We start from the raw sequence: 21,230 nt of genomic DNA, 5'->3' as shown, positions 1-21,230 counted from the left end.
TTTCGTATTTTTCGTACTGTTTCGCTTTTCGAAGATTTTACTTCACAATCACCTTCACAAACTGCCACTTCTCATATTCTTTTTTATTTGCCACTGCATCATTTTTGTAATCGGGACCCTGCACTCTTTCTTCCGCCTCGAAAGTAATTTTGTTTTCATCGAGATTTTTGAAACTGATGGAGGCGTGAATGCGGTCTTTTATTTCTTTGGAGCGCTCGCCTGCCAGTTTGTTGTTATCGCCAAACATTGTAGTGGGAACTTTTGATGCGCTGGCAAAAATAGTAACGGTGGTTTTGCCGTATTCATTAATGCTCTTGCTCAGTTTATCGAGCATGGCAATGTAAGAAGAAATGGAAACATCAATTTCTTTTTTGTTGTAGGGGAAATAAATCACGAAGTCAAATTTTTCATCTCCGGGGAATTTCACTTCCTTGTTAATCACATTCAGGTTTTCTTTTGGCGCGGTGGAAACAGAAGCCACTTCTTTTACTTTCATCACTTCCATCTTCATCAGGTTGGCGGGAAGATTGCTGAATGAATTTCCTTTCCCGATATACACCACTTTCACCGCCTTGCCTTCTTCATTGGCGAGATAAACTTTATTTATCCCTTTCAGCGCGGAATCTTTTTCATTTAATTTGAGAGAATAATTTTTATCGGCAGAAAGTTTGTCAAACTTAAATCCTCCGGTACTGTCAGTTTTTACCTGTTGCATTTTTCCTTTTGAATCGGAAAGGGTAACTATGAGATTCCGTATTCCGTCATCGGCTTCAGTGCTCTTCAGCATTTTTCCTTTCATGGCAATGAACCTCGTGGAATCAACCATTGATAGGGCGCTGAGTTTATTCAAATCGGTGGGCAGGTTTTCAAAAATAAAATAGTCGCCCACTTTGTTTGCCGTGCGGATGATTTCCTGCTTCTCATTCAGCAGGTAAATATTATTTTTAATTGCGTGAGACGAATCTTTAATGGAGAGCGTATAATTTTTTTCGCTGTCAATATTATCGAATGAAAATTTTCCTGTATTGTCCGTAGTTTTTGACTGCACAACTTTTCCTTCTTTATCGAGTAATGCCACAGTTATTTTTGAGGCAGATTTTTTTCTATCATCGCTCAATGAAATTTTTCCCTTCATGCTGGCGAGAACGGGCGTGTGGTCAACGGCTGTAAGAGACGAAAGTTTGTTGTAATCGGGCGAAATATTTTTGAAGAGAAAAAACCGTTCTTCTTTCACGGATGGAACAAGCACCTGCCCGTTGTCTGCGGCTAAGTAAAACTGCTGGTGCGCAGAAAGAACCGGGTCGTTCTCGTCAATCTTAATAATAAATTTCTGCCCTTCGGGAACATTGCTGAACATAAATTTTCCTTTGCTGTCGGTGACTGCCGATGCAATTTCATTTCCGGCAGAGTTCAGCAGGTGAAGCGTAACATTGGCGGCAATGTCTTCCGGATTTTTTCCGAACAAAAGTTTTCCATCGAGCGCCACCATTTTTATTTTAACGGTGGTGTCAATTTTCACTTTTCCGCGGGAGAATAAACGGGTAGTGTCTCCTATGTAAATGGTATCCATGAAAAATCCTCTTCCCAAATTCTGGTACGAACTGTCTTCGGGAAGAAAAAATTTATCGCTGAAAACTTTTTTAGTATTCACCTCGACAGTTATTTCATATTCCTGATTGGGAATTAACGAAGTGAGAAATTTTCCGGTGGCTTCATTCGGATGGCTTGAAAAATTTTCTCCTTTGGAATTTTTCACCGTTACGGAAGAATATTTCGGAATGGGAGTTCCGTTTTTATATTTCAGATAGCCGACTAAAATTGCTACCGAAAGCACAAAGGGCTTCGGCATGGTTACCATGTAAATATCTTTTTCGCCTTTTCCCCCGGGTCGGAACGAAGAATAATACGCGCGCCTTCCGTCCGAAGAAGAAACAAAATAAATATCATCATCAGTGGTGTTGATGGGATAACCCATGTTGATGGGCTTCGTCCAAACCTTATCAGAAACTTTGGTGGAATAAAACACATCAAATCCTCCCATGGAATTATGGCCGGTGGAAGAAAAGAAAAGCGTGATTCCGTCAGGATGAATGAAGGGCGCATCTTCATCGTAAGGAGTGTTGATGGTGGGCCCAAGATTTTCCGCTTCGCTCCAGCCGCGGTTCTGCAGGCGATGGCATTTATAAATATCTCTTCCGCCAAAACCTCCTGAGCGGTTGCTCACAAAATACATGGTGTTTCCATCGGCACTGATGCAGGCGCTCGGCTCCCATGAAGCAGTGTTTACGTTGCCCGCATCTAATTTATAGGGAGCGTTCCAGTAATCGCCATCGAGTTTGCTGATGTAAATATTTCCATCACCGTTGTCATCGCGGTAAACATAAAGTTGCTGCCCGTCTGCCGAAAGCCCGATGGATGCTTCGTTTCCATCGGTGTTAATGGTGCGGCTGATTCCTTTTGCTTTCGTCCACGTTCCAAGCCCGGCATTTTTGCAAATGAAAATGTCTTCGAAAAATAAATCGTCAATGGTTTTGTTATCGGGACCTCCGGTTCCTTCTCTGCGCGAAGTAAGAATCAATTCCGATTCATCGGCAGTGATGCAGGGGCTGTAATCGGCAAATTCAGAATTCACGCTGTCGCCAAGGTTGGTGATGGTGCATTCTACCGGATGCATAGTGAGTTGCTTTGCATTTTCGCTCACTTCAATCCAGTGGTCAACTTCTTTTACAAGATTCAGATTCCATTTGCCGATGATTTCACGAAACTGTTTGAACTTTTCAATGGCTTCGTCAAAGCGGTAAGCGTAATGATATGCCTGACCTAAATAGTAGAGCGCATCTTCGGGAGCATTTTTTTCGCTTGGGTCATCTTCGCGGTAAGCGCCATTGGTTTGCTTGATGGCATTTTCGAGATAGGGAATTGATTTTAATTTTTGCGAAGGAATGCGGAGATAGCAAAGCCCGATTTTATAATTCACGTTGGCGTTGCTGGCATCGGCTTTGTAGAGCGTAAGAAATGTGCGCACGGCAGTATCGGGAAAATTATCCATCATCATCAGGTTTCCCTGTGTAAAATACTGCCTGAACTGGCTTTTGGAAAGGGGCTGGGAAAAAGATTCTTCGACTTCGCTCAGAATGACAAACGCAGAAAGAAAAAAAGTAGCAAGTAAAATACGGTTTAAAAAACTTTTATAAGAATTCATAGAGGTGCAAAAGTAAAGAAAAAGGAAATGTAAACTACATTGACTTTCTATAGTTTATTTTTATTCCCGGATAACGAGGTTTGAATTCATATTATTTTTTACATACATTGAATCCAAAGGAACATCTTTAAGGATGGAAAGAGAATCATTGAATAATCCGTTAAAGATAATCCGAAAAGAATTTACCGGTGTTATGGAAGAATAAATATTTTTCTTCCATCCGTAAGGAATGTAATAGGCATTCAGAATCATGCTTCTTGTGTTATAAATAGTTTGAAAAGAGTTTGACTGAATCCAAGGACCATGGTCAGATTGAATAATTAATATCGGATTTATTTTGCTCTGTCTGAAAATTTCCGAAGTAAAATTTATTATTTCTTTATTAATATATTTTAGTTGCTGCAAATAATCTTCTTTCGGCTCCCACCAAATATTCACAACTCGTTTGCTGGTTTTGAATTTTCCGTTTTCATCGCAGACATACGGAGGATGCGGAGAAACGATATGCACAAAAACATATTTCGGACTTTTCACCTTAAAGACATCATACATTACCGATAATTGTTCTTTCAATGTTTTATAGCGTGCGTAGCCAAACAAATCATCGAGGCGAAGCGCAGTATAACGCAGCAGGGTTCTTTCAAATTCGCTCAGGTTGTTGAGAGCAATAATTGTATCGGCAAAATAATTTTCGCGCGTAACCGAAAAACCTGAGCGCACGTGCACAATTTCATAGCCCTTGTTTTTCAGGTAAGCGGAAACCCTGTTTTCATAAATAAAATTTTTTTTATTCTGAATTTCCTCCAGCAAACTGTCTATGTAAGAATAATTGAGCGAAGAAGCCAGCGAAGGAAAAGTGGATATGTAATTGGTGCGGCTGCCTGAGGCGATGAGAAATTTTTTTTCAGCCAAATAGTTAGTAAGGGAATTATGCGGGTAATGATAAACTTCCGAAAGCATGGAATCATTCGCATAGCCATCGAGAATGATATAGTAAATATCGGGGAGAGAATCCCTGAATGGTAAAATCTTTTTTTCCGGACCCACATTAAATTTATTTTCTGCTTTACCCAAAGAAGTTGTGAGTCGAAAAAAATTAATTGCAAACAGGACTACTACAAAAACATTTAGTGAAAAAGTGAGTGATTTAAAAGTTCGTTTTGTCCGGAAGAGAAAATACCAGAGCAAGCCGGTGCAACTAAAAATTGCAATAAGCAGGTAGCGGTGAATTTCGGAAAAGGGCCACCATCCCTTGTAAAATAATTTTTCCGCCACGTCATAGAGGAATCCGTAAAAAAATAAAACCAGCATCAGGAAAATTGTAACCGCTCCGGCTTTGTGTTTGTCTTTTTTAAGAGATGCGTATGAAATCAAAAATATTCCTGCCGAAACCATCAGCGCCACTTCATAACTTCTCAGCGTGCTTCTGAAAGTAGTTACATGAAAATTGTGTACATATAAAAAAAATATAAATGCAGGAACAACAAGGAAAAAATGAAAGGGAATATTTTTCAAAAAACGATTCACTTTTTATTCATGAGATAAAGAATTCTTCCGGAATCGTGTAATGCTTCCCGTTCGTGAATGGTAAAATATGTTTCAAAAGCATTTCTGAAATTTTCTTCCGTGTAATCCGAAAAAATATCTTCCCGGGTTTTGAGCATTTTATGAATCATGCCGTCATCTTTCGGAATGAATTCGATAATTAAATTTTGTGCGAGAACAGAAAAATAGTTTGCAATATGCGCGAAAGGAACATTGTTCCCAATCCGCAGATGATGCAAAAGAGCCAACGCCAGCAATGCATCCGCTTTTCCGCGCTGTGAAATGTTTTTTCTTTCTTCGTTCGCCCAGCCGAGAGAGGGAGAAGGATTTGACAAATCTATTTTTAACGGAAGAATTTTTTTATTGCCTGCTTTTTTTAATTCGCAGTAAAAATTTTCCATGCAATAATCATCCGCATCCATTGCCAAAACATAGTCAGAATGATTGGAAGCGAGCAAAGAAAATTTTCCGGTGTTGCATCCTACATCCCAAACCATTTCCGGTTTTATTTTCTTCAGCCAATTTGAAATTGTTTTTTCCTTATGCTGCACTGCTTCTTTTGAATACGAATTATCGCTGTTGTAACTAAGCCAACTGCTTTTTCTTTTTTTAAGTTGTAAACCGCTTATACATTCTTCCAGATGCTGAAGCAGGGCAAGAAGTTTTTTTTTCGGCAAATTAATTTTTGAACGCTGGGCGGAATTAGTCGAGGAATAGTTTTTTTCCATTCTTGCATGAACGGCAATGTGCATGGCAATTCCGCTGTTCAGAAATTTCGCCCTGCGGGGAAGAAGTAAAGAAGCAAGTTCAAGAGGAATTCCATCTATGTAATCTGCAAGCAGTTTTGAAAGTTCCACAGAGGTATAACTCATCAGCGCCAGCGGTGCAAGAAAATGCCGGCAGAATTGTCCGTATGCTTTCCACGGTTCGCATTCCTTGTATTTTTCAAACGACAGCGTATCAATAAAAACCGGCTGCGAGCCGTTGAACTGCACATTGTATGCCGATGCATCTTTGAGAATCATTTGATGCTTCAAAGATTCTTTCTGAATTTCAAGCGTAAGCAATGCAGCATCTTTCAATTGCGAAAAACTCCATTCATACGGATAAGAAACAAATGGAATTTGTTTGGCTTTTATTATTTTGTATTCTGGAAATCCATTCACTAAAAATTTTTCTTTGTCAACATGTTCAATGATTAATTTTTTTTCGAGCAAAGATTTATATAATCCTGAATTTGTAAAGAGAGAAAAGTGTTCAAAATAGGAGGGAGCGATTGCCCGGTAAATTTCTTCTTCAAATGTGAAGATAAAACCTGATGGGTCTCGAAACGAACCCGGCTCAATTGTAGAAGAAGATATATCTTGATTAGAAGGAAACATTATTCAGAAATCTTTTCCTTATTTTCTTTTTTCTGGTCTTTTTTCCAGAAAGAAAAAAATCTTCTGAAACTATTTTTGAAAAATACTATAAATGCCGCAAAACCCGCAAGAATAACCTGCGCGGCTAAACTGCCGATACCGGGATCAATGTATAATAAAAATTGTATAATCACGCCAACTTAGTTGCCGTGAAGGTAATTGTTTTTTGTAAATAATATTCATGCATAGCCATAATGCATATTCTTTACTTTTGCTTAAATGAATTCTCAAATTATTTCATATTTAGATTGGCTGCTGGCTCCGTTTTATATTTTGATTATTGCCATTATTGCAATCCGCATAAAGAATAGGCAAATAAAAAAAAATCCTGTTTATAAATATTTTTTGTGGGGGCTTTTTGCAAAGATTGGAGGGGCTGTTGGATTGTGCCTGATATATGTATATTACTATACGGCAGGGGGAGATACGCTGAGTTATCATGCTGACAGTTCCGCTCTGCTGAAATTATTGTTTCATTCTCCGGCTGATTTTTTCAATGCATGGTTATTGCCATTATCAAAGGAAACCTCCTTATATTTCACAAATGAAACCGGCTATCTTGTTTTTGGGAGCGATTCAAATGCTTTTATGGTGGACCGGCTTCTTGTCCCGATTAAATTGCTATGCTTTGACAGTTACCTTGTTTCATCCGTTCTTATGGCAGTAGTTAGTTTTACAGGAGTGTGGAAATTATATCAGGTGTTTTGTGATTGTTATCCATTCTTGCATAAGTACTTTGCTGTTACCGTTCTGTTTGTTCCTTCCGTTTTATTCTGGGGCTCAGGAGTTCTCAAGGACTCATGGACTCTTGCCGCTGCCGGGTGGTACTGCTATTCCTTTTACAGGATTTTTATTAAAAGAGACAAAATTATTTTTCCAATTATAACGCTTCTTATTTCAATATTCATTTTGATTACTATCAAACCCTATATTTTTGTGGGCTTGCTGCCGGGATCCATGCTATGGATGATTTGGAACCGCTTGAGCAAAATAAAAAATCTGGCACTCAGAGTTTTTGCTGCCCCGGTGATTGCTGCTGTGGGAATTGCAATAGGTGTTGGAATCTGGATGCTCACCAGTTCCAATCTTGGAACATACAGTACTATGGACAGCATGATAGAAAAGGCGCAAATATCTTCTTTGGACTTAAAACAGGATTACTACCATGGAAATTCTTTTGACATTGGGGATTACGACCCTACACTTTCGGGAATGTTTTCTAAATTTCCTATTGCGACAGTTACGGGATTATTCAGGCCCTTTTTGTGGGAAACAAAAAACATAGTGATGCTCATGTCAGGATTAGAAAATTTACTAATACTTGGTTTTACGTTTTATGTTTTGTTAAGAAAACCAGTGGCAGCGCTGACCAATTTATTTACAAATCCGCTGGTGCTTTTCTGTTTAATATTTGCTGTGTTCTTTTCGTTTTCAGTTGCAATATCTACTTCAAATTTTGGCGCATTGGTGCGGCTGAGAATTCCGATGATGCCGTTTTTATTGAGCGGATTAGTGATTATCAATTACGCGGGCGAGTATCTTACTTTGCATAAATCTCCTGATATACAGTTTCAGCAATCTTAAAGTTTCTATATTTTTCTGCAGTATTTCTAATTTCCTGAGAAGAATTATTTATAAAAAGCAAATCAATTTTTTTTACTGCATTCAAATATTCCTGTGCACTTAATTCTTTTAATACATACCCAATATCATTCTGCTCGATAAGAGCCGAATCATCTGAAATGTTTTTTGTAATCACCACCGGCAATCCCGTTGCCCAGTATTCTCCATCTTTGATGGAGGTGCAATAGCGTTTTGTCGGAACCGGTTTAACCGGATTAATTGCAAAATCAGCCATTGCCATGTATGCAGGTATTTCGTTGTGTGGTACAAAGCGGCTAACAATCAATTCAGGATTTAATCCTGCTTCTTCACATAACTTTTTTATTTTTTCCCGCGCAGTGTTTGTAAGAATGAGCGCGGCAAAATTATTTTTCCAGTAATACGCAGCCGTTTTTAAAAAATCAAATACTTCTTTTTCGAGGTATATTCCACCGAATTTGCCTGCATAAATGCAAACGATTTTATTTTTCAATTCAGGCAATATATTTTCAGGTGATTTTTTTTTCCGGTTAAATAAATTCAAGTCAACGCAGGCGGGCTTAACATATATTTTTTTGTTTTTCAGATTATATTTTTCTTCTGCATACTTTTCCATTCCGCTGCTGGCAGCAATCAGAATGGAAGCATGATGCGATATTTTTTTTTCAAAATAAAAAAGCAGTTTGAATGCAAAAGAATTTTTCTGCCATGTGCCGTTTTCCACCATTGCTTCTGCATGCGGTTCGTAACTGTCAATCATAAGTGATGCGCCAGTTATTTTTGAAAGAATATATCCGATTGCTCCTGCAGGAGTGCACCATGCATGAATGAAATTTATTTTCTGAGCAATACATATTGTCAAAAGTTTTAAAAACTGAAAAGGTGAAAATAAAATTGATTTTATACTTAATGGAAAATACCGGAACCGAATCCACATGATTCTTTCGTCCAATAATTTCTGCTTTATTTCTTCTTCTTCTTCTTTATCTATCCTGTAATTAATGCTGTCAAAAGTTACTAAGTATAATTTGTTTTTTGGAGAAATAGTTTTTCTGATTATCCTGACATAGGGAAGCGTGTAAGTTTGAACCAATGCATCATTGTAGCTCCAGTAAGTTAATACAAGAATATTTTTATGATCCACTTTCATGAAATAGTGGTTGTTTGACGGTTCTCATTAATTCTATCTATTTAGCATTCGGTAAATTTTGTAAATGAATTCCAGTTTTTTCTGAGTGTTGGGATAGTCCTTGTATGTTTTGGGTGGCAACATAATCATTGCATTAAACTCTTCAATGTTTATTCCTAATTTTTTGCTTATATATTCTTTTTCTTCGGCTATATTTTCTGAGACATACGGTTTTTGAGCAAGTTCATGCAATGATTCCTCCCGGGTTTTTAATCCTGAACATATCTTAGAGGAAGAAGTTGACAGCCGATAATCTATCTTGAATTTTTCAGGTAAAAGATATGATTGCACGAATCCGGTGAAAGTAGATTCATGGTGTTTTTTTCCATAATATTTCCAACCTAATTTTTCTTCAAGAATTTTCATCGAATCTATTTTATTATAGGGAAAATAATTCAGCAAATAGATAATGCGAATTCCTTTTACGTACTTATAATATATTTCCTGTAAAGCGTTGAATGTTGGAAAAGTTTTTAGTTTTTTGTTTCCAAACTTGTTGTAAATTGATTTTAAATATTTCAGGTCTTTGGCATTATAGTGCCAGCTTTTAGGAAGAATTCCTTCCGTGGCATAGTTGCCTCCGCTTATGATGTATTTTATATTATACTTTGCGGCAATTTTATGAAACACCCCTTGCATGGCAATATCAGTGGGAGTTTCTATTTCATGAACTGATGCTTTTAAAAATGCTAACTGAATATCTTTAAATTCATCCCAGTCCAAAATATGGCAGTGATAACTTAAGCCAAGTTTCTCAACAATATTCTTGATATTATTAACTGATATTTCTGTATTCCAGCCGTTATCCATATGAACTGCGAGAACTCGTAATCCATATTGGTTGGCGAGATAGGCAGCGTAGCAACTGTCGCTGCCACCGCTGAGACCCAATACACAATCGTATTGTTTATTTTTACCTGATTGTTTAATCTTTTTTATCAGTTGAGCCAGTCTCTTATCGCTGTTTTTACTATTGAAGGGAAGTTTAGATATTTTTTCAATTAAATCAGTACAATGATTGCAATAACCGCTTTCATCAAAAACAATTTCAGCATCAGTAGTATCCATTACACATCTTTTACATTGCTGATATTTTTTAGCAACCATATTTTTTATCGGCTTTTCTTGTTTTGAAAAAACAGAAGAAAGCAAATTAAAAAATAATTTTAATTGAACAATATTTTTTCTGCCAACTATAATTTTGATAAAAAGAAGAAAAGTTTTATAAGTGGGTATATTATATTTTATTGAACGGAATAAATAGTTGAATGCCTTTCTTCGGTTGCTATCCAAATAACTGTGAATGGCGCAAAAGAAAAAAGAATAGCCCTGCATTTTTTTCTTTTGCTCATTATTCAGAATTTTTTTTTCAATAATCCATTCCATTGCAAGCATCCGCGCTGAAATGACTTTGGTGTTATTATGCATTGACTGATTCGGATGCTCATTCATCAATACTGCTGTTTTGTTAATCAAATAAATTTTGTTGTTATTAATATTTTGAACAAGAAACATCCAATCTTCCATCGTTGCATATTCTCTTCGCTCTTCAAATAATTTCAGGGAAGTATTTTTGTTTTTAATACAAAAATGACAAGCAAGGGGATCACCCCGTAAAAACAGTTCAACATTATACCATCCCTCTTTCAACTTCTGCAATGATGAAGGAAATCGTTTGTTATTTCGCTGGTGTTCATATTTTGCAGCAATGAAATTGGGCTTGTTTAATTCATTTATTTTTTGATACAAGATAGTTAGATAATCCGCCAGCATCAAATCGTCATGGTCAAAAAAAACAATGTACTCTCCATCTGCTTTCCTTATGCCATTGTTTCGCGCAGCGCCTTGTCTCTGATTTTCCTGCCAGAAATATTTCAGGTGAGAATGTTTTTCAATATACGGTTTGAGCACTTCTTTTGTGTTGTCGGTGCTGCCATCGTCAATAATTATTATTTCGTAGTTTGAAAAAGTTTGTTGCAGGATGCTATTGATTGTATCAGGCAAAAATGAAGCGAGGTTGTAGGTCGGAATCACTATGGAGAAGAATGGATTTTTCATAAAGCATTACCGTAAGCGCAGCAGTAAAAAAAGACAGAACTATAAAAACAATAGGACTTAACCCAAAATCCTATCTTTGAAAAAGGATATAAAGATATGAAAGAAAATTTAGGAAGATTTATCGAAGATAAAAAAATGTCAATGTATTTTTGGGTGAGATAAATATATTCTATTAATAATTAATTGCAAATGAAGAGAAAAATATTCATAACCGGGATAAATGGATTTTTGGGAACATATCTTGCCAAAACATACGATAAGGGGAAATATATTTTATATGGAAGTCACTATAATCAAGGCGAGAAAAAACCTAAAAATTTATTGCATTATAATTTTTTAGATGTATCAGATAAAAAAAATGTGTGCGCTGAATTAGATGAAAAGAATCCGGATATTGTTATACATACAGCCGGTATTAGTAATGTTGACCTATCAGAAAAAAATCCTTCTCTATGTTATAATATTACAGTTGGCGGCACTAAAAATATTGCCGACTGGTGCAAGTTAAATCATAAACAATTAGTTTATTGTTCCAGTAATGCAATATTTTCCGGAGATGGAGCTCCATACGGAGAAACATCGTTGCCATATCCGGTAAATATATATGGCATGCATAAATATATTGCTGAAAGCATTGCCTCCACCGTAAATTCTCATTTAATATTCAGGATTATTCTTATGTATGGTTGGAATTATAATACAAGAATGAATCCGGTAACATATATAATTAAATCATTGCGTGAAGGCAAAAAACTATCAATGGTTGAAAATTCATCTTATATAAATCCCTTATATATTAATTCCTGCTGTGATGGAATATGGCAAGCCATTGCTTTAAAAAAAGATAGGGAAATATACCATTTGGCAGGCAAAGACAGATGCGATAGATATAACTTAGCGTTAACTACAGCAGAAGTTTTTGGTTTAGACCGAAGTTTAATATCTCCCGTTCCTGATAATTATTTTTCATCCTTAGCAAAAAGACCTTATGATACTTCTTATGCTACAGCAAAGGCAGAAAAAGAATTAGGATTCAAACTCCTTACATTGAAAGAGGGGCTTTCTTTAATGAAACAAGAGGAAAAGAAATAATTTTTAATTTACGATATACACTATATATAAATTCCAATTTGTTCCTATTGTTCGGGAGGAGATACAATGGCGATAAACCATAAGAGAAAAAAATTTATCTTTTAATATCCCTTATGGCTTTTCGCTAATCGCTTTGCAGGTTACGGCACAATCACCGCGCCAAGAAGAACCCATCCCTGCTGACCACCTTTCTTTTTTGTGAGGATGACTGCCACCCTTCCCCACATTTTTGAACCGCTGGTTAAATCAGTGGCGGTAAATGTTGCGCCTTTAGTAGTTCCTGCATCGCTCCATTGATTTTGAGGAGCAGGCACAGGAGCAGGCACAGGCGGCTGGACTGTTCTGCTGATGGGAGTTGTTTCATTCGGAGGAGGGTCAGAACATAACTGAAAGCGGTATGCTGCGCCTTTTACCGTAAGCGCAAAGAGAATAATTTCTCCGCTGCGCTTTCCCTGTTTGATGCCGGGCAGCCGCTTGCCCCGCTTGGTTTGCTTTCTCACATCACATCCCGTACTTTTGATTTTTGCTTCATCGCCTCCCGCTTCCACATTAATCTGGTCTTCGAGGAAACTAATCAATCCATCTAACACTTTTGCTGCGGCATGCATCAGGGCTTTCTTTTGATGGTCTCCACCGGCTGCGGCTTCAAATTTTGTTTCCAAATCATTCACCGCGTTAGTGATGGGAGGAAGCAGCGCCTGACAAATGGGAAAATTTCCGTTGCCCGTTGTGTCGGTTACGATGGTGCGTGCGGTCTCTATTTTTTTAGGAACAGAGAGTTTGCTGAATTTGATTTTTGCTTTTTTCATAGCATTTTGTTTTAAAAGATTTATGTTGTTTTTTTAATAAGATGTATAAGCAATATATTTTCCATAAAGAACCAATGAAATAATAATACTTTGCTATTTTATATGGAGAAAAAGCTGCTTTATCCCAGTACTTTGCCTCTTTGTATGGGGAAAAAGTTGCTTTATCCCAGTACTTTACTGCCTTGTGTGGGGAATAAACTGCTTTTTCCTAGTACTTCACTCTCTTTTCCCAGTACTTTACTCTCTTTTGCTAGTACTTTGCTGCTTTATACGGGGAAAAAGCCGTCTTTCCCTATTACTTCGCTCTCTTTTGCTAGTACTTTGCTGCTTTGTGTGGGAAAAAACACAGGGTAAACCTTAAATTACATAGCGTATAATATCGTATTTTACTTCTACTTTAATCAAATACAATATTCGGGTCGGTAGTATCTAATACGCATCGTTTGCATTGGCGGTATTCTTTTATTTTTGGAAAGAGCATGAACAAAACTAATTAAAATTAGTCAATTGAATTGTAAAGTTCTAAATGCTTATTCACCTTAATGGAATAATCAAATAACTTTCTTGCATCTTCTTTCGCTTGCCTGCTTATTTCCGACTTTAATTTTTTATCTTCAATAAGAGAAACAATTCCTTTTGCTATTTCTTCGGAATTACAATAGTCAACTACATAGCAATTTTTTAAATGCTGTGCAGTTGTAAATGCTATGCCTGATTTAGTTAATATCTGTGCGCATCCTGAAATCATTCCTTCAATATAAGTAATCCCAAATGTTTCCGCCATCTCATCAATCGGAATATGAATATGGATTTGAAACAAACGATATAATGCCACATTATCGGTTACAAATCTAATCAAACGGACATTATCTGTAACGTGATGTGTGTTGAGATAATCTGTAATTTGTTTACCGTATTTTTTTGTTTCATCTATTCCTGCAATGATAAGCAGCAGGTTCGGATATTTATTTTTCAGCAGTGCGATGGCTTTAATGGCATAGATGTGACCTTTCCATTCCTCGCCTCTTGCTACCATCCCAAGGATAAATTTATCTTCTTTAACCCGTAATTCATTTTTTAATTTTTCAACACGTTGAGAAGAAACTTCTTGATATTCTTCTGCTTTTACAGCGTGCCAGATAGTGATGAGTTTATGTTCAGGAACTTTATAGTTTTTTATTAAATATTGTTTTGACAAATCAGTCAGGACAATAATTTTTTTTGCCAGCCGGTAGGTTAATTTATCAATCAGGAATTGCTTTTTGTTTTTGTTATCTATCGCCCAGGAAGCGTTTTCACAAGTGGTTATCCTTCGTTTGATTCCCGACAATAGTGCGGCTGTTTGCCCAAGTAAATTACCATATGGAAGTTCAGTATGCACCAAATTAATTTTTTCTTGCTTAAGGATTTTTATGATTTTGAAAAGATTAGTTAATAAAGATAATTTTGAATGATGCGGCAAAACAAAAACCTTTACTCCTTGTTTTTTTAATTCATCCGCCATTAAAGGGTACTCATCCGAGATGATAATATGAATATGAAAGATTCCTCTCTGCAGTAATTCTTCCGAAAACCAATTCCACTGAGTGGACTTATAGATATGAGAGGTTATGAAAGCGATTTTCATGGTTTAGGTAATTAATCCCAATTTGTTTGCTGTATACACATTGCATAATAAATAATTATAATAATCGCTATGCGTAATGTTGTTTGTTTGACGGATACTCCCTTTGCGGTCGTCAATATTAAAATATAAATAATCAAGCCCTTTTACAATTTTATTTACCCTTTCACCTATCTCATCATTTAATATTTCTATTAAAAAAGTGGGTCTAAATATTTTCAAATATTCAGAAAAACCTTCTAAAACTTCCGGTTCATGTGTCTCCACATCAATTTTTATTAGATCAATTTTTTCAATATCATGATTCTTAATAAATGAATTGAGAGTTATTGTCTCAATTTTTGTTTCAATCACTTTTATATCCGAAGAAGATAAATTCTTATTGACAGTTACGGAGTTAGTATGTTCTGAATTTGTATCGTAGATTGTGGCAAAACCATCTGAATTGGATACTGCTTTTTCTATTGCTGTTATATCATAATTGTTCAGATTGATATTTTCTTTGAGTTTGGCAAATACACGATTAACAGGTTCAAAGGCATATACCTTTGCGCTTGGATTAATTGTTTTGGCTAAGAGCGCATAGACACCAGTATTTGATCCGATATCAATTACTATTGAACTGTTTTTGCAAAGTTTTATCCATAAATTGATTGAAACTTTTTCCCAGCCGTTTTTCAATCCTCCCCAAAAAATTTCATTTTCTATTTGATAGCCGTAGTGATTTATCCGGAAATTATATTGACTATCAACATTTACTTTGAATGTTCCTTTAAAATACAAATGTCGATATATATGTTCAGGCGGGGTATATATTTTTTTTATAAAATTTAAAAATTGTTTTTTATAAGGCAAAGAGGCGTATGTGTTTTTAATTATTTTTTTAATCATCTTTTTTATCGAATTAGAATTTTTCAATGCCCCGGCTGACTTTACGCCATAATTTCAATATGGAAATCGGAAAATAATACAATCGTTTTTCAATATAGGGTATACCCTCCTCCTGTGCAATTAGGGATTGGGAATAATTTTTTTGAATATAATTAAGAACGATTTTACATTCTTTAAATTTTCCCGCTGCATACCATCCCCGTATTACATAACTCAGAAAATAGAAAAGCAATTTATTTTCATCTATTTGTATATGGTGTGCGGAAAATACTACGCCACCAGAATCTACTTTCTTTAAATAATTGTCAAACACTTTTAGATTTTTTAAAGTGTTTATGCTTTTTTTTAGTTGCAGGTTTTCAGATAAAGCAAGGAAAATATCAATCCAATCTTCAATAATCATAAAGTAATCTTTCACACTTTTACTTTCAGGATGCAATCTGTAATAAGAAAATATATCATTTGTTTTTTTGAACTGAGTTATTAATGCAAGGCGGGAAAACAAGTCGTAATCCATTCCGTAATGGTATTTTTCATTCAGGGAACCAACTTTTTCCAGCAAACTTCTTTTGAAAAATGCAGCGGGCTGCGGGAATGCGATACCCGCGAGGTATCTTTCCAGACAAGGATTGTCATAGCCAAAATTATTATTGTTGATTTTTTTTTCATCAAAAATAACTCCGCCATAAATCAAACCCACATCAGGAGAACTTAAAAAGTGGTCGGCAACTTTAAACAATGCGCCTTCAAAAAGTTTGTCATCGCTATTAATCCAGGTTATTATTTCACCCGTTGCTTTTTCAAGACCTTTATTTATTGCTTCGCTTTGTCCCCTGTCTTTTTCACTTATCCAGTAGGTAAAATAATTTTCATACTTCTTTATTATTTCAATTGAACCATCTGTGCTGCCTCCGTCAATGATGATGTATTCTAATTCCGGATAATTCTGGTTGAGAACAGAAAGAATTGTTTCTTCAAGATATTTACTTTGGTTAAAGGAAGGAGTTATAATTGAGATTTTCACTACTTTGTTTAATAAAATGAAGGTGATTTATAAAAAATAATTTTTGATATAATCCTGCAATGCAATTTTCCAATCCTGCATAATGTTCAACCCTTTTGAATTTAATTTAGAGTTAATCAACCTTTCCGAATACGGACGCGGTGCAAAATATTCTTTGGAAAAATAATCTGATGTTACTTCAGTAACTTTGATTTTATTTTCATATCCCATAATTTTTAATAACTCCGTTAAAACATCTTTTCGGCTGGTAAGACCTTCGCAAACCATATTATATAAACCAAATTCATTTTTTTCAATCAAGAGTTTAACATTATTAGCAAAGTCGAATGTATATGTCGGAGTTCCTAGTTTATCATTGACTACAAATATTTCCTTTCCCCCATTTTTGATTTGACGGATTATTTTATTAATAAACTTTTTATCTTTTTTAGGTCCTCCACCCATCATCCAACCCGCACGACAAATCAAATAGTCCTTCATCTGCTCCTGAACAGTTACTTCCGCAAGGTATTTTGTTCGGGCATAAACACCCAGCGGATTGGGTTGAGCCCAATCATGATACACTTCTTTAGTGCCATCAAAAATACCGGCAGTGCCGATGTATAACAAAGGAATATTTAGTGCGGATGCAATTTTGCAAGCGTATTCAACAGAAGTTGTATTTGTTTTGTATGCGTCTTCCTGATTTGCTTCGCAAAATTCCAAATCAGTGTGAGCGCCAAGGTGAAATAAATAATCTGGTTTAAAGTCAATTACATCTTTTAGGTATTCTTTATAGTTTCGTATGTCGCAACAGGTAAGCCAGTCCTCATTCACATCAATATCGGTGCATTTAAGAATATAATCTTCGCGAAAAACTTTATAGAAAGATTCTCCCAACATTCCACCGCATCCTGAAATATAAATTCGCTTTTTATTTCTCATAGTAGAAATTTTACTTTTCAGTCCTTATTAACTTCACACCAGATTTTTTGCATGCCGAAAATGTATTCTGCTTTTAATATTTTTAAGCCGCAATGATTCAATAATTTATTTAGTTCATATCTGTCAAATTCTGATATATGGTCTTCATCTGAATAAATCAAATTTAATCCTAAATCTTTTCTGTAATGATTCAAATAATACCTATCAAAATCAGGTACTTCAATGTAGATGTGATTAAAATAGTTTTTATACTTTAAAAGAAATTCCTCCGGATTATTTAAGTGCTCCAGAATATGCGATAGAATTAAAATGTCAAAATGCTCTTTGTTATTCTTTAAAAACTCTGATGCTTCGCAGTGATGGAAAATCAAATTATCTTTTTGATATTTTATTTTTGCTTTTGTAATTGCATCTTTGCTGTAATCAATCCCAATGACTTTTTTTGCTTTCTGTGCGATAATGAAACTAATATCACCTATGTGGCAGCCCAAATCCAACACACTGTGATTTTCATTGATAAACTCAAGAATAAATTTTTTAGAATGGATTCTGAATGGATGTTTATCTGGTGCATAAACTTTAAAAGACATTTCGTGTGCCAATCTGTCGAAAATCCATTCTAAATTCAGGTAGAGTTTAAGTTTTGTATTCTTGCTAAGGAAAAATATTTTATGTAATCTATATATAACTGATAATAATAAATTTCTTTTTTTATGCCGTGGAAGTTTCATTCCCATAATGTTTTATTTGCTTTTAATAGTAACTTCGCAAAATAAATTTAAAATACGATGGCTGATGTTATGTATATTGGGAATCTTTTAGAAAAAACGCAAAGTTATCAAGAAATTTATAGGAATGCGTTACCTTATCCGCATATAGTTTTGGATAATTTTTTTTCAGAAGAAAACTTAGATTTAATGTTATCCGAATTTCCATCTTCTGATAGTAATTGGTCATTAAAATGGAAGTTAAAAGAAGAACATAAATCACTATCGAAAGGAGAAGAAATGTTTGGAGTTAAGACAAAAGAATTTATGCGGTATTTAAATTCTGAACCTATACTTAAATTTTTAGAAGCATTAACCGGAATTTCAGGATTAATACCCGATCCGCACTTTAGCGGAGGTGGATACCATCAAATTGAAACCGGAGGGTTTTTAAAGATTCATGCCGATTTTAATAAACATCGCGAAACCAAATTGGACAGAAGGATTAATTTTCTTATTTATTTAAATAAAAAATGGAAGGAAGAATATGGCGGCCATTTTGAATTATGGGATAGAGAAATGAAATCTTGCGTTAAAAAAATTCTTCCAATATTCGGCAGAGTAGTGATATTTTCCACTTCTGATTATTCTTATCATGGACATCCTGATCCTTTAAAGTGCCCTGAAGGGATGACAAGAAAATCACTGGCATTATATTATTATACAAATGGCCGTCCTGCCGAAGAAATTAATACAGGATTAGAGGACCATGATACATTATTCAAAGCAAGACCAAATGAAAAATACATAAAGGGTAAGGAAGGAAGTGTAATAAAAGACATCATAAGAGATTGTTTACCACCTATACTTCTGAAGGTAATTAGAAAAATTAAAAATTAATTCCGTCCAATTTTTTCTTAATAGCAAAAGTATTGTTATAATATTTTCTATAACTGAAAAAAGATTTTATTAAAGAATAAAATCGCCCTTCAAAATATTTTATATCCAATAAAATTAATTTTGAGGAATCAGAATAAGAAAGTTTAATGAAGTTGTATAAAATATTTTTAACAGCGGAAAACATATTCCATAAACATACAAATTCGGGAAAACTTTTTTGCTGATTATTTTTTAAGTAAAAAAACACACTATCAACCGGAATGCTGGATATTCCGAATTTCTTATACAGTTTTTTTATGTGGTTCCATTCTAAACGGCTTTTTACTATAATGTGTTGTAAGATTAATTTTTCAGAGTAAAAAATTTTATATCCCGCTAATCGCAGAAATAAGCAAAGTTCATAATCATCGCCATATCCTACTAATTTCTTTTTATTATTAATGATAAAAAAATTGAATCCTGCATTTATTAATTTCTGATATGCCGATTTTCTAAGAACCATTCCAGCACCCCAGACAAAACCCTTCTTTTCAGAAATATCTTCTGTGCCGTTTCCTTGTTCGCCAACAGCAAGACAGTTTTCAATTTGTGTTAGCCAAACAGAAGGTGAAACTTCATAAACGGGTTCAATTTTTCCCCCCAATGCTCCAATAGAAATATTTGCTGACATTAATTCACAAGCGCATTGAAGGTAATTGCTGTCTAATAAATTATCATCATCCACAAATATTAAATATTCATAAGTTGAATTTTCAATTGCAGTAATTCTTGAATAAACAAGACCTTCTTTTTGTTCAATAATTGTTTTGAAGGGAATATTATTTCCAATTTTATTCCATATGTTTTTTCCCATTTCTGTTGTATTGTCTTTTGAAGCATTGTCCATTAATATTACTTCCCATTTTATAGAATGGGAAATTTTTTGATTGGAAATATGAGTCAGAACTTTTTCTAAACGAGGAGCGCTATTGTAGCCAAAAACAAGAACACTTATGCCAATAGGATTTGAATGTGTAATCATTGGGCTGTTACCGAAAGTAATTCGTTGTATAACGATGTATATGCTTCAATGCATTTAGTCATATTGAATTTTTTTGCAGCATTCTTTGCAATTTCGTTTTGCTCTTTTCTTGCTTCAGGGTTATTAATGTAATAAAGCATTGCTTCAGTTATCTCATTTATGTCAGGTTGTCCATTTTGCAAAAGATTTATTAAAATGCCTGCTTTATTATTATTATATGTAATCATAGATTCTATCTCTCCTGTTTTTGTTGCAATGACTGGAAGTCCGCAATAAAGATATTCTACAATTGCATTAGGAAGACATTCGCGATAGGAAGGAAGAAGCCCAATATTGCAAATAGATAATATTTCCAAAGGAGATGCAATATTTCCCCAAAAGAAAATATTTTTTATATGCTTATATCTTAGTTTGAGTTCCTGAATATATGGGCTATCTCCAAGTAAAAATAAATAAGTATTTAAAGATTTACCTTGAATATTAATAAATGATTTTATTGCTTCTTTCCATCCTTTTTCTTTATATCCTCTTGCAGCCATTACGAATATAAAATCATTTTCATCTATTTTATATTTCTTTCTTACATCTGATTTTTGAATTGGTGAACCAATAAAATTAAAACCATTGTAAATTTTTTTTGTTAATATTTTTTCATTTTGAATATATGGTTTAAATGAAAAAAGATTTTTATCAGTTAAATATACTATTGCATTAACTTTTTTGACTAATGCCGGAATATTATTAACTGCTGTTATATTATAAGGATTATTTTCAGATGTTTTATCAATATCATAACATCCGTGCACTGTAATTACAAGAGGCATCTTTACCGCTTTAAGCGTTTTGCAAACTATATAATCAGATAATGCAAGGTGACTATGAACAACCTCTATTTTATACTTTTTAATAACATTCTTAAAATACAACTCATTGAGCCAATCTCTGAGATTAAAATTAAATCCCACTTGATCGATTGTTCTTTTTATTTTCCAAATAACTTTTAGCAGTAAACGATTAGATGTGTATGAAATAATATTTACTTTTTTCGAAACATTATTTTTTACAAATTGGTGATTTCTGTCTTCCGGTCGTTGGTCATATAAATAAACCGTATGTTTTTCTGCCAATGCCGAGGCGAGATGCAAAACAAACATCTGCGCCCCGCCAGTTTCAAGATTTGTAATGGAAATTAATACCCTCATTTTATTTTTTTATACCCTG

The 21,230-nt window shown here is 34.7% G+C and carries 17 protein-coding genes; 3 read left to right on the top strand and 14 right to left on the bottom strand.

What is annotated here, in order from left to right:
* Window positions 1–37 precede the first annotated feature (37 nt).
* The 4 genes from HY063_02550 to HY063_02535 are packed head-to-tail and all read right to left on the bottom strand — an operon-like array spanning window position 38 to window position 6,302.
* Complete coding sequence (locus tag HY063_02550; GenBank protein ID MBI3500648.1) at window positions 38–3,202, bottom strand: PD40 domain-containing protein; 3,165 nt, start codon at window positions 3,200–3,202, stop codon at window positions 38–40.
* Between the two features lie 60 nt (window positions 3,203–3,262).
* Complete coding sequence (locus HY063_02545; protein MBI3500647.1) at window positions 3,263–4,729, bottom strand: sulfatase-like hydrolase/transferase; 1,467 nt, start codon at window positions 4,727–4,729, stop codon at window positions 3,263–3,265.
* On the bottom strand, window positions 4,726–6,129 hold the full coding sequence (locus HY063_02540) for an SAM-dependent methyltransferase (protein ID MBI3500646.1): 1,404 nt from the start codon (window positions 6,127–6,129) through the stop codon (window positions 4,726–4,728). The genes HY063_02545 and HY063_02540 overlap by 4 nt, the downstream gene beginning before the upstream one ends.
* Complete coding sequence (locus HY063_02535; protein MBI3500645.1) at window positions 6,129–6,302, bottom strand: hypothetical protein; 174 nt, start codon at window positions 6,300–6,302, stop codon at window positions 6,129–6,131. Before HY063_02535 ends, HY063_02540 begins: the two co-directional genes overlap by 1 nt.
* 85 nt (window positions 6,303–6,387) lie before the next feature.
* On the opposite strand from HY063_02535, the gene HY063_02530 reads away from it, so the two are divergent.
* Window positions 6,388–7,752: a hypothetical protein gene (locus HY063_02530; GenBank protein MBI3500644.1), complete on the top strand. Its 1,365-nt coding sequence runs from the start codon at window positions 6,388–6,390 to the stop codon at window positions 7,750–7,752.
* Here the strand turns inward: HY063_02530 and HY063_02525 are convergent.
* The gene (locus HY063_02525) at window positions 7,709–8,920 is read right to left on the bottom strand and encodes a glycosyltransferase (GenBank protein MBI3500643.1); all 1,212 of its coding nucleotides are present in this window, start codon (window positions 8,918–8,920) and stop codon (window positions 7,709–7,711) included. The genes HY063_02530 and HY063_02525 overlap by 44 nt on opposite strands.
* Before the next feature lie 33 nt (window positions 8,921–8,953).
* Complete coding sequence (locus HY063_02520) at window positions 8,954–11,017, bottom strand: N-acetyl sugar amidotransferase (GenBank protein ID MBI3500642.1); 2,064 nt, start codon at window positions 11,015–11,017, stop codon at window positions 8,954–8,956.
* A gap of 189 nt (window positions 11,018–11,206) precedes the next feature.
* On the opposite strand from HY063_02520, the gene HY063_02515 reads away from it, so the two are divergent.
* Window positions 11,207–12,109: an NAD(P)-dependent oxidoreductase gene (locus HY063_02515; GenBank protein ID MBI3500641.1), complete on the top strand. Its 903-nt coding sequence runs from the start codon at window positions 11,207–11,209 to the stop codon at window positions 12,107–12,109.
* Between the two features lie 140 nt (window positions 12,110–12,249).
* Here HY063_02515 and HY063_02510 read toward each other — a convergent pair whose 3' ends face one another.
* From HY063_02510 to HY063_02485, 6 genes are all read right to left on the bottom strand, one after another.
* On the bottom strand, window positions 12,250–12,918 hold the full coding sequence (locus HY063_02510) for a hypothetical protein (GenBank protein ID MBI3500640.1): 669 nt from the start codon (window positions 12,916–12,918) through the stop codon (window positions 12,250–12,252).
* A 499-nt stretch (window positions 12,919–13,417) separates the two neighbouring features.
* On the bottom strand, window positions 13,418–14,545 hold the full coding sequence (locus tag HY063_02505; GenBank protein ID MBI3500639.1) for a glycosyltransferase family 4 protein: 1,128 nt from the start codon (window positions 14,543–14,545) through the stop codon (window positions 13,418–13,420).
* Window positions 14,546–14,548: 3 nt separating this feature from the next.
* Window positions 14,549–15,433 (bottom strand): FkbM family methyltransferase, encoded by an 885-nt coding sequence (locus HY063_02500; GenBank protein MBI3500638.1) that lies wholly within the window; start codon window positions 15,431–15,433, stop codon window positions 14,549–14,551.
* Between the two features lie 13 nt (window positions 15,434–15,446).
* On the bottom strand, window positions 15,447–16,457 hold the full coding sequence (locus HY063_02495; protein ID MBI3500637.1) for a glycosyltransferase: 1,011 nt from the start codon (window positions 16,455–16,457) through the stop codon (window positions 15,447–15,449).
* 27 nt (window positions 16,458–16,484) lie between these two features.
* Entirely contained in the window at window positions 16,485–17,381 is an 897-nt protein-coding gene (locus tag HY063_02490) for an NAD(P)-dependent oxidoreductase (protein MBI3500636.1), read from the bottom strand.
* Between the two features lie 17 nt (window positions 17,382–17,398).
* Window positions 17,399–18,112: a methyltransferase domain-containing protein gene (locus HY063_02485; protein MBI3500635.1), complete on the bottom strand. Its 714-nt coding sequence runs from the start codon at window positions 18,110–18,112 to the stop codon at window positions 17,399–17,401.
* 57 nt (window positions 18,113–18,169) lie between these two features.
* On the opposite strand from HY063_02485, the gene HY063_02480 reads away from it, so the two are divergent.
* A complete protein-coding gene (locus tag HY063_02480; protein MBI3500634.1) occupies window positions 18,170–18,988 on the top strand; it encodes a 2OG-Fe(II) oxygenase in 819 nt (272 codons plus the stop codon).
* Here the strand turns inward: HY063_02480 and HY063_02475 are convergent.
* Together HY063_02475 and HY063_02470 are read right to left on the bottom strand one after the other, a co-directional pair.
* Window positions 18,978–20,009, bottom strand: a complete 1,032-nt coding sequence (locus HY063_02475) for a glycosyltransferase (GenBank protein ID MBI3500633.1) — start codon at window positions 20,007–20,009, stop codon at window positions 18,978–18,980. The genes HY063_02480 and HY063_02475 overlap by 11 nt on opposite strands.
* Complete coding sequence (locus HY063_02470) at window positions 20,006–21,211, bottom strand: glycosyltransferase family 4 protein (protein ID MBI3500632.1); 1,206 nt, start codon at window positions 21,209–21,211, stop codon at window positions 20,006–20,008. The genes HY063_02475 and HY063_02470 overlap by 4 nt, the downstream gene beginning before the upstream one ends.
* Window positions 21,212–21,230: the final 19 nt, after the last annotated feature.

This window comes from Bacteroidota bacterium (assembly GCA_016195025.1).
Taxonomy (GTDB): Bacteria; Bacteroidota; Bacteroidia; order Palsa-948; family Palsa-948; genus Palsa-948.
Note: the sequence above shows the minus strand (reverse complement) of the source record. Positions and strands in the feature narration are given on the sequence as shown.